Raw genomic sequence first — 15,583 nt, 5'->3', positions numbered from 1 at the left:
TCGTCACCCCCTTCGCATGCCTTTTTTGAGCAGATAGAGAAAGAAGGGAGCGCCCAAGAAGGACATGAATACGCCGACCGGGACCTCCACCGGTGCGAAAACGACGCGTGCCGCCGCATCCGCGCCGGTCACAAGGGCCGCTCCCCAGATCGCCGATACGGGCAGCAGCCAATCAAAATCCGAACCTGTCAAAAGGCGCACCATATGCGGGATAATGAGCCCAACAAAACCGAGCATGCCGGCGGCGCTCACGGCCGATGCGGCAAGCAGCGCAGCGAGTATGAGGAGGATCAAGCGGGCGCGCGGGACATTCACACCGAGGCTCCGCGCGGTCTCCTCGCCGAGCTGCAGAGCGTTCAGCCAGCGGCTGCCGAGCAGCGTTCCCGCGAGGCCGACGAGGGTGTAGGGGAGAACCATCTCTGCATGGCTCCAGCTGCGCCCGGCAAATCCGCCTGCCATCCAGTTCACCGTGCCCTGCACGCGGTCGGAGTAAAAAACCATCAGCGCCGTCATCGCCCCGCCGAAAAACGCTGCGATTGCAACGCCTGCGAGCACCATACGCATCGGGTGCACGCCGTTTTCCCAGGAGAGCGCAAAGACGAGCGCCACGGCGATGATTGCCCCGACGAACGCACCGAGCGGAACAAACTTCGTCTCAGCCGGCAGCAGGATCATGATGCACATGGCGGCGAGCCCCGCACCGGCGGAAACACCAATGATTCCGGGGTCGGCAAGCGGGTTTTTCAGAATGCCCTGGAGAATGCAGCCCGCGAGCGCGAGATTGACGCCCGTCAGTGCACCCGTGATGATGCGCGGCAGCCGAATATGCCAGAGAATGCGATAGTCCTCCGGACTGCCGCTTCCCAGAAGTGTCGGGAGAAGATCATGCGGAGCGATCTCGACCACACCCGATGATGCACTTACGAGCAGCGCGCATAGGAGTACGAGGAAGCCGATCCCCAGCGCCAGACGCCGCTTCAGTGTACGCGGATGTACATCTGCGCAGAGATCTTTTTCCAATGCTTCCATATATAATAGCTCCGTTCTGTAATTTATGAGAGGTGTAATTATTTTCAATAATAGACGAAAAGAAAAAGGGATATATCCCTTTTTTAAATGCAATAAGTCCTATATATTCGTTACCGGCAGTCAAATCGTTATATTATAATAATTTTGTCATTTGCTTGTTGTTAGAATACCTTATCCTTTTTCTCTTGTCAACTTAAAACGTCAAACAGAAAACCGCCGCATGAAATTGCAATGCGGCGGTTCTGCGTTCTCTGTATTCTTATTCGCCCATGACGACGATGATGCATTTGCGCGTACGGGCACGCGTGCGGTCAAAATCGACGAAGTAGCAGTAGCCGGTTGTTCCGACGCCGAGCTTGCCGTCGGTGACTTCGAAGGTCTCAGACGAGCCGATGAGAGTTGCCTTGAGGTGGGCGTCGCAGTTCCAGAGTGCCTTGCGGTCGCCGCCCGGGAGGTATGCCTCCGCATCGGGCCAGCTCTCGACCGCGCGGTAATGCTCCTCGCCCGGATACTGGTACTGGTTCCAGCCTGTCTGGTCGGGGATGATCTTCTCGAGGACGGCGTTCAGATCGTTCTGCAGGAACTCGGTGCCCGTCTCGTCGACATCGTGCACGAACTCCTCGAAGAAGACGGCGCAGGTCGTGTGCGGGGAGATCACCGTGGCGATCCCCTCCCGGATGCCGCTCTCGGCGATGGCCGTGCGGAGTTCCTCGGTGATGTTGATAAAGGTCGGCGTTCCGCCGTGGGATTCGAGCGTCAGTTTCTTCTTGAAGACCGTCATATCTCTTCTCCTTATGCTGCGCTTTCCTCGGATTCGCGTACCGCCGCAGCACGCACGATGGCTTCTGCCATCTCCATAATGCGCTCCGCCGGGTTAGGGGCGTTCAGAATGCCGCTTGTTGCGCCGCTGCCGTCGGCACCGAGGCGGACAACGCGGTAGACATCGTCCGCCGTTGTAATGCCCGAGGCAATCATGACGGCAATCGTTGGATCAATGCTACGGATCTTTGCAACAATGGATGTGGTATAGCTGTCGTCTGCAGTCCTGCCCGTGCCGATGAGATCCGTCGGCTCGCAGAGCAGGATATCCGGATGAAATGCGGCGATGGCCGTGCCCTCAGCGAGGGAATCCGCACAGGCAATCGTCTCGATGCCGAGCTCTCGTACGCGGGCGATGGTCTTTGCGAGTTCCGCCATCGTCATGGGATTCTCCGCATGGTTGAGGAAGGTCGCACGCGCACCTGCCTCATACAGCGCCTCGGGCAGGAGATGCCCCATGCCGCGTCCCGGCTTCAGACTCTCCATCGCCTGTGCCGTGACGATGATCGCGTCGGTGTTCTCGCGGATATAGCGGATATCGGAGAAGGGGCAGGTGAAGTAGATCTTCAGCCCCGTTTTCTTGGCGGCGGCATCGGCAGCCTGTGCAAGCGCGAGCGATTCCTTGCCGTAGAGATAGGATTTCGGATTGACAACGAGGAACGGTGCAAGACTGCTCTTCATGATAAAGCCCTCCTGTATCAGAATGAAATATTACCATTGGATAATAAAATGTTACCATAGGTAAAACGCGTTTGCAATATGCTTTCCTGTTGACAAAAGGATAAGTAATCACATACTATAACAAAAGTAAAAGAAAAGGACGGCGCGTTATGACCAGCAAAAAGCAGCAGCGTCTGCATGAGAAAATCCGCGATGCGATAGAGCGGCAGTTCGCGGATCTTGCCTATTTCTCTCCCATCCCAGGAGAGCGGGAGCTGTGTCAGCAGCTCGGCGTGAGCCGTCCGACGGTGCGCAAGGCACTCGAGCTGCTCGAGGCAGAGAATAAAATCGTGCGCATGCAGGGGCGCGGATCGTTCTACACGGGGGAGAAAATTCCCGTAGACTATTCCGAGGTGCAGACGCGCGGGTTCGGCCTTGCCCAAATGTTCTCCGCAGAGGGACGCGTTACGCGGAGCACAGTGCTCCAGCAGGTTGTTGAGCCCGCGCGCGGCAATCTCGCAGCGATGCTCGGCGTTGCGGCAGAGACGCTCGTCTTCCATCTGAAGCGTCTGCGCTACGTGGACGAGCATATCTATGCGGTGACGGACGACTACATTCCGCTCGCGCTCTGTCCAGAGCTTATGCATGTCGACTTTACGAGCAGTGGCCTCCTGCGCACCCTTGAGGCGCATGGTATTCACCCCTATGCGGAGGATAAGACCATCGAGGTTATTCATGCCGCGCCCGAGATTGCGCTCTATCTCAAGGTGGAGGAGCAGGCGCCGATTTTCGTCACACGGATTCTGACGACAGACCGCACAGGGCGCGTTATCCAGTATGCGACGGCGAAGGCGGACGCATTCCGCAGCCGTTTCCGCGTCCGTTCGACAGCGAAGGAATAACCACTGGTAAATAAATAATTGACAAACGGGCCGCGCTGAAATATCATGAGCGCATACGCATTCGGTTTCAGGAAGATAAAGGAGTGATCCCCATGTTGGTCGATGGAAAATCCGTTCTCGATGCCGCAAAGGCGGGGCGCTACGGTATTGTCGCCCCCGACTTTCTCACGCTGAACGCCGCGCGTGTCTTCGTTCAGACGGCGGACGCGCTCAAGACGCCGATCCTGCTCTCCTTTGCGCAGGGGCATGCGGGGCTCATCTCTCTCGAGGAGGCAGCTCTCGTCGGCAAATATTGGGCGGAGAAAGTGGCGACCCCGATTGTCCTGCATCTCGACCACGGACAGGATTTCGATTTTCTGCGCCGTGCGATCGAGCTCGGCTTTACCTCTGTTATGCTGGATGCGTCAATGAAAGAGATGGACGAGAACATCCGCCTGACTAAGGAAGTGGTCGCCTACGCGCATACGAAGGGCGTCAGTGTCGAGGCAGAGATTGGACATGTGGGCGGTGCCTCGGAGGGGGTCGAGGGAGCGACCTCGGAGAGCGTCTATACGACGGTGGAGGAGGCGAAGGCATTCGCAGAGGCGACGGCAGTCGACTCTCTCGCCGTGTCCATCGGCACCTCGCACGGCGTCTACAAGAGCAACAAAGCGCCGGAGCTGAACTTCACGCGCCTGCGCGAACTCGCTGCCGCCGTACCCGTTCCGCTTGTCCTGCACGGCGGCTCGGGCACAGGCGACGAGAATCTGCGCCGCGCCGTACGCGAGGGCATTGCGAAGCTGAACATCTATACGGATTTCCTCACGGGTGCGATGGCGGAGATCAAGGCGGCGCATACAGACTCGCTGATCGAGACGCAGAAGGCGGCGGACGAGGGAATGCGCAGGGTGCTTACGCATTACATCAATCTTATCTCCAAAATATAAGCACGCGAGCTGTCGATTTTCGGCAGCTTTTTCATTCGGCGCATAAGGATTGGAACAAAAGACAAGAGCATCAGTCTGCATGGAAGCACATTTACAAAAATTCAATAAAGTATTTATTGTAAAAAATATCACCCGATGCTATAATTCAATCGATACATGAAGACGACGTGGAGGGAGGCGATTTCTTGCAGACGGAGATGCTTCTCGGCGGACTGTTTCTGCTGTTTGTCATCCAAGTGGCCGGCACGCATTTGCAGGTCAGGGAGTACAAGCGCGCCGTGCGCGAGATGCACAAATTGGGCAATGTCGGCATCGGTTCGCGCCGCCGCCGGCTCGGTCCCTCGAACATCGTGATCATCGCCTGCAATTCGGACGGCGAGATTCTGGACGGACGCATGATGCAGGGGATGACCATCCTCAGCCGCTTCCGTCCGATGGAGGATATCGTGGGGCGGACGATTTACCGTCTGCATGAGGAGTATGCGGCGCTCCCGGAGAAGCGGCGCGCACATTACAAGGGGCATATGCAGGCGCTCGAGGCGCTGATGACGCGCCTGCAGCCGGCAGAGGAGCCGGACCCTGCATAGCGCAGTGTTCGGAGAATATATGGAGTAAGGCAGTTCATCGCATAGGAGGAAAACGCATGTATAAATCTGTGAAGATTGTCGCAGGAAAAGGGGGCTGGGGAGGTCCGCTCGTCCTTGTTCCGACGGAGACGCGGAATAAGATCGTCAGCGTTACGGGCGGCGGCGTTCACCCGCTCGCAGCGCAGATTGCAGAGATGACGGGCTGTGAGACGGTGGATGGATTCTCGACAGGGGTGCCGGATGAGGAGATCCTGCTCTCTGTTGTGGACTGCGGCGGTACAGCGCGCTGCGGCGTCTATCCGAAAAAGGGTATTCTGACGGCGAATGTTCTGCCTGTCGGCAAGACAGGGCCGCTTGCGCAGTTTATTACGAAGGAGCTCTACGTTTCGGCCGTCGATATGTCCTGTCTGTCCTATGCGGACGAGGCGGAAAGCACGGCCGCGGCAGAGGCAGCACCCGCCTATGCGCCTAAGAGCAAGGCGCAGGCAAAGGCGGAGATCGCAGCGCTGCAGAGCGGGCGCGAAAAGAATTTTGTCACGCGCCTCGGCATCGCGATCGGCGGCGTTGTCAATAAGTTCTATGCCGCGGGACGCGAGACGATCGACATCACGATCAAGAGCATCCTGCCGTTCATGGCGTTCGTCTCCATGATTCTCGGCATCATCAGCGTCTCGGGACTTGGCAATATCATTGCGAATACTATCTCACCGCTCGCGAGCACGCTGCCCGGCATGCTCGTCATCTCGCTCATCTGCGCGATTCCGTTCATCTCACCGGTTCTCGGCCCGGGTGCAGTCATCGCCCAGGTCGTCGGCACGCTGCTCGGCGCACAGATCGGCATGGGCAACATCCCGCCGCAGTATGCGCTGCCCGCGCTCTTTGCGATTAACGCGCAGGTCGGCGCCGACTTCGTCCCCGTCGGACTCAGTCTTGGCGAGGCGGATCCCGAGACGATCGAGCTCGGCGTTCCGGCCGTTCTCTACTCGCGTGTCATTACAGGCCCTCTGGCGGTGCTGATCGCCTATGCGGCAAGCATTGGACTTTACTAATCGGGAGGGATATAGTATTATGGAACTGATAGCAGCAGCAGCAAACGGCTTTATGGATCTCTTCCGCGCAGGTGCGGCGACATTTACCTCGTGGGTGACAGGGATCATTCCCTTGCTCGTCATCATGATGACGGCGGTCAACTCGCTGATCAAACTCATCGGTGAGGAGCGCGTGAACGGTGTGGCCCAGCGCGCGACGGAGAACATCATCACGCGCTATACGGTGCTGCCCGTGTTGGCGGTGCTTTTCCTCGGCAACCCGATGTGCTATACGTTCGGCAACTTTGTCGATCAGAAGTACAAACCCGCTTACTATGACGCGGCGGTCAGCTTCGTGCATCCCGTGACGGGACTCTTCCCCCATGCGAACGGCGGCGAACTCTTCGTCTATATGGGGATTGCGGCCGGCATTACGGCGCTCGGACTGCCGCTCGGTGATCTTGCCGTCCGCTATTTCTTCGTCGGCATTGTCGTCATCCTGATTCGCGGCATCGTCACCGAGAAGATCTATCTCTATATGAAGCGCCGTGAGGAAAAACAGGCATAGGAAACAGTCTGGCAAGACAGGGGGATGCGGTATGAAATTCTATTGTGAAATCACGAGCTGGGGCGAGGAGGCTCTCCTCTTCCTGGATGACCCGAACGCCAACTTCATCATTATCTTCAACAACAATGCTCCGGCGGAGCTGGCGGAGTTCTCTGTCCTGCATACGCCGGCGAATTACAATGCAGACCCTGCGGTCGGCGACACGATGATCATCTGTGATAAGGCGTTCAACATCACGGCGATCGGCGATGAGGCGCTGCATACGCTGAAGGAACTCGGTCACTGCACACTCTCCTTCAAGGGCGGAACGACGCCCGAACGGCCCGGCTGCATCATGCTGCAGGGGGATGCTCCGCTCACGAAAGAGGATGTCAAGATGGGAGCCAGCATCGAGGTCTACTGAGATGATGCCACAGGGGGCTGCCGCTGCAGCGGCAGCCCTTTTTTCAGCAATTTGATAGAAAATATGTCAATGAGGATGACAAAAGATAGAATGTGTTCTGTACGCAAAAGGGGGTTGCCATGAAGAAAATTGTTGATGATGTGCGCTTGATCTTCAAATGCTGCAGTCTTTACTATCAAGACGGCCTCGGGCAGAAGGAGATCTGCGAAGTGCTCGGCATTTCGCGTCCCACCGTCTCGCGTATGCTCACAATCGGCAAGGAGCGCGGCATCGTCCGCATCGAGATCCAGAATCCGGACAACATCGCCTACGGGAAGATGGAGCGTGAGCTGGAGAAGAAATTTAATCTGCAGGAGGTTATCATCGTTCCGTCCAGCCCGATCTCGGACGGACAGTATCCGATCAACTCTGAGATCGGCAGCGCAACGCTCGAGTATCTGTCTCGTGTTTTGCTGGACGGCTATCTCGTCGGTATTACGATGGGGCTTTCGATACAGAATGTCGTGCGTTCGGATTACTTTATCCGCAGCCCAATCAAGGCGACCTTCGTGCCGCTTGTGGGCGGAGTGGCGGAGAGCCGCCTCGATATTCACTCGAACTACCTTGCGCAGGAGTTTGCCGATCGCTTTGTCGGAGACTGTGTTCAGTTCTTCTCTCCGGCTGTGTTCTCGCGGCGTGAGGTCCTCGAAGGGTTTTTGCAGGAGAAGACGATCCAGAACGTGATCCGCCTGTATGCGCGCCTCGACCTCGTGCTCATGGGCATCGGCGTCCCCACAACCGAGCATTCGACCATTCTTCGCACAGGATATGTCGATCACACGATCCTCGAAGAGTTCACGGTGCGCGGTGCGGTAGGGGACATCGCTCTGCGGTATTTTGACGAGAACGGCGACACGACTCCGTTTCAGGACTTTAACGACCGCGTAGCAGGCATTTCGCTCGCCGCGCTGAAAAAGATTCCGCGCCGTGTCGGCGTTGCGGGCGGACGTCATAAAAAGGACGCCGTGCTCGGCGCCATCCGCGGCGGATTCATCAACGTGCTGATCACGGATATTGACTGCGCCGAGAACCTCCTTTAGTGCGGTTGTAAAAAAGAAAATCTATGGTACAATGCAGATAATTTCTTTGGGATTTGTGAGGTGCACATCTGCATGAACGATGAGAAAAATCTTGCGTGGCCGGTTTATCTCCTGCTGCTCGTCATCATATCTTTTCAGATTCTGTACGGGATCGGCGGGACGGCTTTGCTGGATCCTGACGAGCCAGTCTACGCAGAGACGGCGAAGGAGATGATCCGCTTTGGTGACTACCTTTCGCCGCGCATCTACAATGAATTCTGGTATGACAAACCGCCGATTTTCTACTGGCTTGTCGCGGCTTCATTCAAGCTGTTCGGCGGATTCAGCGAGCTGACGGCGCGTCTTCCCGCTGCGCTCATGGCGATCGGCTCGATCCTCATGACGGCGCTCGCGTCGGCGCGTCTTTTCGGTGCGCGCACAGGGTTCTGGTCGGGGATTGTCATGGGGACGAGCGTCATCCTCATGTATATGGGCAAGGCTTCTGTGACCGACAGTACGCTGCTGTTCTTTATGACGGCGGCGCTCTTTTCGTTCGTTCACCGTCAGTATTGGCTGATGTATCTTGCCTGCGGTCTCGCGGTGATGACGAAGGGACCGATCGGCATTGTGTTCCCGGGCGGGATTATATTTTTCTATCTGCTCATCACACGTCAGCTCGAGCAGCTGCTGCGCATGCACATCCTGCGCGGCATTCTCCTTGTCGCTGCCATCGGGCTGCCGTGGTATATCTATATGTACGAGGTGCACGGCATGCCGTTCACCTATGAATTCATCGGCTTTCACAATGTCAGCCGCTTTACCGCGCCTTTGCACCCCGTGCGTGCGCACTGGTGGTTCTATTTCCCCGTTGTCATTCTTGGGTTCTTTCCGTGGACGGGGCTGCTCTTTCAGTCGGTGAAAAATGCATTTCACCGCAGCTTTGGTGAGGAGGCGCAGCTGCTCGCGTTTTTCCAGGTGTGGTGGATCTTTGTGCTCGTATTCTTTTCCATCGCCCAGACAAAACAGGTCTCCTATATGCTGCTGCTGACGCCTGCACTCGCGACCATCATTGGATGGAATCTCGCGCGCATGCTGGATGACTGGCGGCATACGCATCTTGCATGGGCCGGCGGGAGCGCGTTCATGTTCCTTGTGCTCGGACTTGGCTGGCTGATGAGCGGTGACAGTCTCGCGGGACTTGCCGAGGGCGGGCTCTGGCTCGGTACGATTACCCTGATCCTCGGGGCCGTAATCGTCTATACGATCACGGCGTCGCGGCAGTTCCTGCTCGCGGCATGGCTGCATGTGCTCGCGGGCATCGTGACAATGGTCATTGCCTTTGGCTTTATGATGCCCGCGATCGAGGGGCATTTCAGTGTGAAGCAGGTGGCGCTGGACTATGCTGCGAAGTATCATGCGGCAGCAGAGGCGGAGGGGAGAGCCCTCTACGTCGACAAGCAGCTCCGCCCCGGCGTCATGGTCTATACGGATATCCCGGGTATTGAGGCAGACACGAACGAGGCGGGATCGCTCGCTGCGCTGCACGCGGATGAGCGGCCGAAATATATCATCATGCGCGACTTTATGTACCGCAAGATGATGAAGGAGCTCGGCGCGGAGAATTGGCAGCTCGTCGAAGAGCGCGACGGCATCTGTATATTTAAGGATGACAGAATATGAGCGCGCCCGTCCTCTATCTCGTCGTCCCCTGCTATAACGAGCACGAAGTACTGAGCGACACGGCAGAAAAACTCGCGCATAAACTCACGCAGCTGATTGATGCCGGAAAAATCAGCGAGCGCAGCCGTATTGCCTTCGTCAACGACGGCAGCAGCGACCGCACATGGGAGATCATCCGTGCGTATACGGAGCGCAGCGCGCTTTTTTCCGGCATCAATCTCGCGCACAATGAGGGGCATCAGAACGCGCTCCTCGCCGGGCTGATGACGGTACTCCCGTATGCGGATGTCACGATCAGCATGGATGCCGACCTGCAGGATGATATCAATGCGGTCGACGCCATGCTCGAGAAATACGCGGCGGGGGTGAACATCGTCTACGGCGTGCGCGCGAACCGCAGCTCAGATACATTTTTCAAACGATTTACGGCGGAGAGCTTCTACCGTGCGATGCGGGCGCTCGGCGCCGACATCGTGTTCAACCACGCGGATTTTCGTCTGATGGACCGGCGGGCGCTCACGGCGCTCGCAGAGTATCCGGAGGTGAATCTCTTCCTGCGCGGTATCGTGCCCATGATCGGACTTACGCACGGTGTCGTCTACTACGCCCGCAAAGAGAGACTTGCGGGTGTATCGAAGTACCCGTGGCGGCGCATGGCGTCGTTCGCATGGGAGGGGGTGACCTCGCTCTCCGCGCGTCCCATCCGCCTCATCGCGCAGATGGGCATGTTCATTTCCTTCATCAGCGGGCTGATGCTCATCTGGTCGATTGTCCGCCATTTTATCGGTGAGACAGTTGTCGGCTGGACGAGTCTCGTCGTTTCGCTCTGGTTCCTCGGCGGACTGATCCTGCTCTCCGTCGGCGTGATCGGTGAGTACGTCGCAAAGATCTATCTCGAGGTCAAGCGCCGCCCGCGCTACCTCGTGCAGGATTTTATCGACGGGAATGCAGAACAGAAACATGATTTTTGAAAAATTTTTTTGAAAGAAAAGAAGGATAATCTTATTTTGTGGAGAATTATTATCTGTGAAAGACAAAATAGATCATATCTATGATGTCTGACACTCCACATTTTGAACGAAGCGCTGATCAGCGAAGGCGAAATGACAGTGTTTCTTCAATTTTACTTTGCTGTGTATTTTATTTTGGAAGACCGATCATTCGGTGCTTCCGCAATAGGAGGGATTTAAAATGTCCGTTTTTTATCTTGCAGGCAAGAAGCATATGGTTGAGGTCTACGGCGATGAGGCTCTGAAGCTCACCGCAAACGGCGAGGAACTCAAGGCGATCGTGCCGAACACGGAGGACGCGGCGCAGGAGAAGCACGTTCCCGTAGCAACCTACGATGCGGCGAAGAACGAGGTGCATGTAAAGGTCGGTTCTGTCGCCCATCCGATGACCGAGGCTCATCTCATTGAGTGGATCATGCTCGTGACGAAGAAGGGGGTGCAGCGTGCTGATCTTACAGCGACGGATGCGCCCGAGGTTACGTTCCGTCTCGCGGACGGCGATGCGCCGGTGCGCGTGCTCGAGTACTGTAATCTGCACGGACTCTGGCAGGCTGCGGTCTAAACTGCGCCGTATTCTGCAAAATAAAGCCGCTGTACCGTTTGTGCAGCGGCTTTTTATCGGTTGATCTGCCTTTGTTCAAATTAAAATTCTAGCGTATTTCCAATTTTCTCTGTATATAATTCATCTCAGCAAGAAGGAGAATTTGGGTGTAAATTGGGGAGGATATGGAATGCGCTGGGCACGGATAAGCGTTGTGACGACGCATGAGGGCGCGGATCTCATCGCAAATATTCTAATGGAACTCGGCGCTGCCGGCACCGAGATCGACGATCCGTCGCTCGTGAACGAGTACATTGACGCGGGGCTTTGGGACTATACCGATCTGCCCCGCGCAGAGGATACGGAGACGGTGACGGTGCGGGCATATCTGCCGGAGGATGCGCGCCTGGAGAGCAGCCTCCTTGCGCTTGCCGAGCGCATCGCAGCGCTCAGACATGCAGGTGCTGCGCTCGGTGCGGGGACGATCTCTCACAGTTTCGTTGCCGATGAGGATTGGGCAGAGACGTGGAAGGCATACATTCACACGGAGAAGATCGGGGAGCGGATTGTTGTTCGCCCCACATGGGAGGAATACACCCCGTCGGCGGATGAGATCGTCATTGAACTCGACCCGGGTGCGGCATTCGGCACGGGGGCGCATGCGACAACCGCGATGTGCCTGCGCTGGCTGGAACATCTCGTGAGTCCAGGGATGCGCGTCTATGATGTGGGCTGCGGGTCGGGGATTCTCGCCGTTGCAGCGGCGAAGCTCGGTGCGGGCGAAGTCATCGCGATGGACTACGATCCCGTGGCGGTCTCCGTCGCAGAGGGAAATATTCGGCAGAACAATGTCCATAATGTCGTCGCGTGCGAGAGCGATCTGCTTTCGGCGTGCGAGGGAACTGCGCCTGCAGAGCTGATTACGGCGAACATCATTGCAGACATCATCATCCGCCTCTTTGCTCAGCTCGATCGCCATCTTGCCCCCGGCGGCACGCTGCTCGCCTCAGGCATCATCGACGACCGCATTGCGGATGTTGAACATGCGGCGGCACAGCACGGCTTTACGGTGCTCGATATGACCTGTGAAAAGGAATGGGCGGCGATGATCATACGCCGCACCTCGGATCTTAAGAACTGATGCGGCGGCTGTTTTATGCAGGGGAACTTGCAGAGGAAATTCGCATTACGGGCGGGGATGCGCATCATCTTGCCCGCGTTATGCGCGCGCAAATCGGAGATGATGTGATTGTTGCCGGAGCAGACGGCAGAGCAGCGCGCATGACGGTGATCGCTGCTGCGCGCGATGCCGTGACCCTGGCTCTTGCAGAATATATTGCGCAGGAAGAAGCGCGCGGCACCGAGGTATTCCTTGCGCAGGCACTGCTCAAAGGGGAGAAGATGGACTTTGTCGTGCAGAAGGCGGCGGAGCTTGGCGCAGCGGGGATCTATCCGGTCAAAACAGAGCATGTCGTCGTGCGCTATGACGCGAAAAAGGCGGCGGCAAAAACTGCACGCTGGCAAAAGATCGCCGATGAGGCGGCGAAGCAGTGCGGGCGCAGCATGCTGATGCCGGTTGCTCCGATCCGGCCGCTCCCTGATCTTTTGGTGGATGCGCGGATCTTCGACCCGGCAGATACGGCGATTGTATTCTGTTATGAGCAGGAACATCGGCAGTCTGTACGAACAGTTCTGCAGACGATCAAAGCGAGGCGTGTTGTTATTTTCGTCGGGGCAGAGGGGGGCTTCTCTTCTGCCGAGGCGGATATGATCTGCGCGGCGGGCGGACAGCCGGTCTCTCTCGGACGGCTGATCCTGCGTGCGGAGACGGCGGCGCTTACGGCGCTCGCAGTGACACAGTATGAATTGGGAAATTTGTAAGGGAGGAAATCCTATGAAAAAGAAATATGCAGCGCTCTTTGCGGCAGTTTTTGCGCTCTCTATGATTGCGGGCTGCGGCGGCAGCGACAAAGCAGAAACAGGGGCCACCGCCAGCGCGCAGCCTGCGGCAGAGACACAGGGGCGCGGACTCAGTGGTGAAACGGCGCCGAAGTTTACGCTCAAGAACCTGGCGGGAGAGGATGTTGCCGTCGAGGCGAAGGGCAAGCCTTATGTGTCAATTTCTGGGCGACATGGTGTCCGCCCTGTCAGGCGGAGATTCCTGATCTGGCAGCATTCTATGCAGCGAACGGCAATAAGGCGGATTTCTACGCGGTCAATCTCCAGGAGGAAGCGCAGCCGGTGCAGAAGTTTATGACGGAGCGCAAGGCCGATCTTCCCGTCGTACTCGATACAAACGGTGATGCGGCAAACCTCTACGGTGTGCGCGCGATCCCAACGACCGTCGTCGTAAATGCCGAGGGCAAGGTCGTCTACCGCAAGACGGGCGGCGTGACCAAAGAGGAACTCGAAGATGTTATCAACCACCTCTAAGGGACACTTTCGGGAGGGGCTGCACGTATGGAGCTGACACTTCTCGGCGGGGCCTTCCTCGCGGGATTCCTCTCGTTCATCTCGCCCTGTGTCCTGCCGCTCCTTCCCACGTTCTCACTGATCCTTGCGAAGAACAGTCAGCAGGACGGCGGTGAGGCAAGACGCCTCTACGCCAATACAACTGCATTCCTCGCGGGATTTACGCTCGTTTTTGTTCTGCTCGGTGCGACAGCGTCGCTCATTGGAGCCTGGCTCTTTTCCTATCAGGATATCCTGCGGCAGGGAGCGGCCGTGCTCATCATCGTGATGGGCCTCTTTATGACGGGGTGGATCAAGATCCCGCTCCTTCTGCGTGAGTATCGTCCGTTTCAGCGGCGCGGGTTCGGCGGCATCGGGGGCGCGTTTCTCCTCGGCTGCGGCTTTACGCTTGGCTGGACGCCGTGTACGGGGCCGATGCTCGCAACCATCCTGCTCTATGCGGGAGATACGGCGACGGTCGGCGCGGGAGCCCTCCTGCTCTTCGTATACAGTCTCGGCTTTGCTGTTCCGTTCTTCCTGCTCGCCGTGATCTGGCGGCGGCATATCATGAAGCTGCGGGCCTTCTATCAGTATTTGCCGATCATCCAGCGCGCGGCGGGCATCGTGCTCGTCCTCCTCGGCATACTGCTCTGGTCGGATTCGTTGGCCTATCTTGTGCGCATCCTGTCGTAAAACTTCCAGAATATAGAATGACCTCTCCACATTTTTGCTGATGCAGAGAGGCCATTTTTATTTTGCAAATTAAGGGAATTCGCTGCGTGTATCCGCGTTGTAAATGGTGTCCCGTCCTTGACAGAAGAATATGCGGAAGAATGCGGGAGGATAGAGGAGCGGCGCCCAGACCAGAAGACAATAACATACGATTGTCTTGTGCGAAACGCCAAGATCCTTGCAGCGCCGTGCAGCGATGGAGTAGAAGGATAAAATACCGACCGCAGTGGTTGCGATATACAAAAGATCGAGCTCTTGTGAAGGCTTCAGGGAACGCAGCCATTCGATTTCTGAAAAAGCCACGAACGCCCATACGATCAATTCCAGAAGGAAATATTTTCGGTTCAGACGTGCACGGAAAATACGGTAGCGGAGCCCGCTGTCCATTGGTGGCGGAGGCTCACACGCTGCGGCCGCACGCTTGATCTCCCGATCCTTCCGATAGGCTTTCAAAAACAGTGTGAGGAATATCGTCAGGGAGACGTAAGAGGAAAATTCCTCTGCCCATATACTTTCATTCATAAACCGGATCCTTTGCAGCTTTTGCATCAAATCATATCACGAATGCTGAACGCGGACAAGAGTTTGCAACACATTGTATTTTGATAGTCCATATGCTATGGTATATGAAAAGGAGAGGTTATGATTTCACAGAACAAAGGGAAAATGTATTTTACAACGCGGGAACTCGTCTTTACCGCACTCATGACAGCGTTTGTCTTTACGGCGACCTATCTGCCGCACATTCCGATCCCGCTCGGCTATGCGCATCTCGGGGATGCAGTGATCTTTCTGCTCGCCCTCATGACGGTGCGCCGCGTGACTTTTTTTGCCGCCTGCGTCGGTTCGGTGCTTGCCGACCTTCTCGGCGGCTTTGTGCTCTGGGCACTGCCGACCCTCATCATCAAATTTGTGATGGCAGAGATCGTTTTCCGCATTGCGCGCAGGAGAGACAGCCTTGCGGGCCGCAGGAATATCATCGTCGCGCTCGTGCTCTCGAGCCTTTGGATGGCGGCAGCATATACCCTCGCAGGAGCGGTGCTCTACGATAGTTTAACAGCGGCGCTTGCCTCCTCGCCCGGTCTTCTTATGGAGGGCATCATCAACGGTGTGATCGCGCTTCTCCTGCTGCCGCTGCTGCGGGAGCATTTTCCGAGACGTTGATCATTTGGCTGTATTTTAGCAGAAC

General features: G+C 56.8%; 18 protein-coding genes and 1 pseudogene. 15 read left to right on the top strand and 4 right to left on the bottom strand.

What is annotated here, in order from left to right; all coding sequences use genetic code 11:
* Positions 1-3: 3 nt before the first annotated feature.
* From HMPREF7545_RS04775 to HMPREF7545_RS04765, 3 genes are all read right to left on the bottom strand, one after another.
* Positions 4-1,029, bottom strand: a complete 1,026-nt coding sequence (locus HMPREF7545_RS04775) for a FecCD family ABC transporter permease (RefSeq protein WP_006694558.1) — start codon at positions 1,027-1,029, stop codon at positions 4-6.
* 259 nt (positions 1,030-1,288) lie between these two features.
* Positions 1,289-1,810: a YjbQ family protein gene (locus HMPREF7545_RS04770; RefSeq protein ID WP_006694557.1), complete on the bottom strand. Its 522-nt coding sequence runs from the start codon at positions 1,808-1,810 to the stop codon at positions 1,289-1,291.
* 11 nt (positions 1,811-1,821) lie between these two features.
* Positions 1,822-2,529: a triose-phosphate isomerase gene (locus HMPREF7545_RS04765; RefSeq protein WP_006694556.1), complete on the bottom strand. Its 708-nt coding sequence runs from the start codon at positions 2,527-2,529 to the stop codon at positions 1,822-1,824.
* A 149-nt stretch (positions 2,530-2,678) separates the two neighbouring features.
* On the opposite strand from HMPREF7545_RS04765, the gene HMPREF7545_RS04760 reads away from it, so the two are divergent.
* From HMPREF7545_RS04760 to HMPREF7545_RS04695, 14 genes and pseudogenes are all read left to right on the top strand, one after another.
* Positions 2,679-3,410 (top strand): GntR family transcriptional regulator, encoded by a 732-nt coding sequence (locus HMPREF7545_RS04760; protein ID WP_006694554.1) that lies wholly within the window; start codon positions 2,679-2,681, stop codon positions 3,408-3,410.
* A 92-nt stretch (positions 3,411-3,502) separates the two neighbouring features.
* Positions 3,503-4,336, top strand: a complete 834-nt coding sequence (locus HMPREF7545_RS04755; protein WP_006694553.1) for a class II fructose-bisphosphate aldolase — start codon at positions 3,503-3,505, stop codon at positions 4,334-4,336.
* Between the two features lie 185 nt (positions 4,337-4,521).
* Positions 4,522-4,923, top strand: coding sequence for a transcriptional regulator GutM (locus HMPREF7545_RS04750; RefSeq protein ID WP_006695757.1), 402 nt, complete (start codon positions 4,522-4,524; stop codon positions 4,921-4,923).
* A 56-nt stretch (positions 4,924-4,979) separates the two neighbouring features.
* Positions 4,980-5,972: a PTS glucitol/sorbitol transporter subunit IIB gene (gene srlE, locus HMPREF7545_RS04745; RefSeq protein ID WP_006694551.1), complete on the top strand. Its 993-nt coding sequence runs from the start codon at positions 4,980-4,982 to the stop codon at positions 5,970-5,972.
* Between the two features lie 19 nt (positions 5,973-5,991).
* A complete protein-coding gene (gene srlA / locus HMPREF7545_RS04740) occupies positions 5,992-6,519 on the top strand; it encodes a PTS glucitol/sorbitol transporter subunit IIC (protein ID WP_006694550.1) in 528 nt (175 codons plus the stop codon).
* A gap of 31 nt (positions 6,520-6,550) precedes the next feature.
* Positions 6,551-6,922, top strand: coding sequence for a PTS glucitol/sorbitol transporter subunit IIA (locus HMPREF7545_RS04735; protein ID WP_006694549.1), 372 nt, complete (start codon positions 6,551-6,553; stop codon positions 6,920-6,922).
* A gap of 119 nt (positions 6,923-7,041) precedes the next feature.
* Positions 7,042-8,001, top strand: a complete 960-nt coding sequence (locus HMPREF7545_RS04730) for a sugar-binding transcriptional regulator (RefSeq protein WP_006694548.1) — start codon at positions 7,042-7,044, stop codon at positions 7,999-8,001.
* A gap of 72 nt (positions 8,002-8,073) precedes the next feature.
* Entirely contained in the window at positions 8,074-9,660 is a 1,587-nt protein-coding gene (locus HMPREF7545_RS04725; RefSeq protein WP_006694547.1) for an ArnT family glycosyltransferase, read from the top strand.
* The gene (locus tag HMPREF7545_RS04720) at positions 9,657-10,631 is read left to right on the top strand and encodes a glycosyltransferase family 2 protein (RefSeq protein ID WP_006694546.1); all 975 of its coding nucleotides are present in this window, start codon (positions 9,657-9,659) and stop codon (positions 10,629-10,631) included. Before HMPREF7545_RS04725 ends, HMPREF7545_RS04720 begins: the two co-directional genes overlap by 4 nt.
* Before the next feature lie 220 nt (positions 10,632-10,851).
* Positions 10,852-11,232 (top strand): desulfoferrodoxin family protein, encoded by a 381-nt coding sequence (locus tag HMPREF7545_RS04715; protein ID WP_006694545.1) that lies wholly within the window; start codon positions 10,852-10,854, stop codon positions 11,230-11,232.
* Positions 11,233-11,401: 169 nt separating this feature from the next.
* Complete coding sequence (prmA, locus tag HMPREF7545_RS04710; protein ID WP_006694544.1) at positions 11,402-12,352, top strand: 50S ribosomal protein L11 methyltransferase; 951 nt, start codon at positions 11,402-11,404, stop codon at positions 12,350-12,352.
* The gene (locus HMPREF7545_RS04705; RefSeq protein WP_006694543.1) at positions 12,352-13,092 is read left to right on the top strand and encodes an RsmE family RNA methyltransferase; all 741 of its coding nucleotides are present in this window, start codon (positions 12,352-12,354) and stop codon (positions 13,090-13,092) included. Before prmA ends, HMPREF7545_RS04705 begins: the two co-directional genes overlap by 1 nt.
* 13 nt (positions 13,093-13,105) lie before the next feature.
* Positions 13,106-13,644 (top strand): annotated as a pseudogene (locus HMPREF7545_RS04700) (TlpA family protein disulfide reductase).
* A gap of 27 nt (positions 13,645-13,671) precedes the next feature.
* Positions 13,672-14,355: a cytochrome c biogenesis CcdA family protein gene (locus HMPREF7545_RS04695; RefSeq protein WP_006694540.1), complete on the top strand. Its 684-nt coding sequence runs from the start codon at positions 13,672-13,674 to the stop codon at positions 14,353-14,355.
* 69 nt (positions 14,356-14,424) lie between these two features.
* Here HMPREF7545_RS04695 and HMPREF7545_RS04690 read toward each other — a convergent pair whose 3' ends face one another.
* Complete coding sequence (locus HMPREF7545_RS04690; RefSeq protein ID WP_006695749.1) at positions 14,425-14,916, bottom strand: hypothetical protein; 492 nt, start codon at positions 14,914-14,916, stop codon at positions 14,425-14,427.
* 120 nt (positions 14,917-15,036) lie between these two features.
* Between HMPREF7545_RS04690 and HMPREF7545_RS04685 the strand changes: the two genes are divergently transcribed.
* Complete coding sequence (locus tag HMPREF7545_RS04685; RefSeq protein ID WP_006694538.1) at positions 15,037-15,558, top strand: ECF transporter S component; 522 nt, start codon at positions 15,037-15,039, stop codon at positions 15,556-15,558.
* Positions 15,559-15,583 lie beyond the last annotated feature (25 nt).

Source organism: Centipeda noxia ATCC 43541 (assembly GCF_000160555.1).
Taxonomy (GTDB): domain Bacteria; phylum Bacillota; class Negativicutes; order Selenomonadales; family Selenomonadaceae; genus Centipeda; species Centipeda noxia.
Note: the sequence above shows the minus strand (reverse complement) of the source record. Positions and strands in the feature narration are given on the sequence as shown.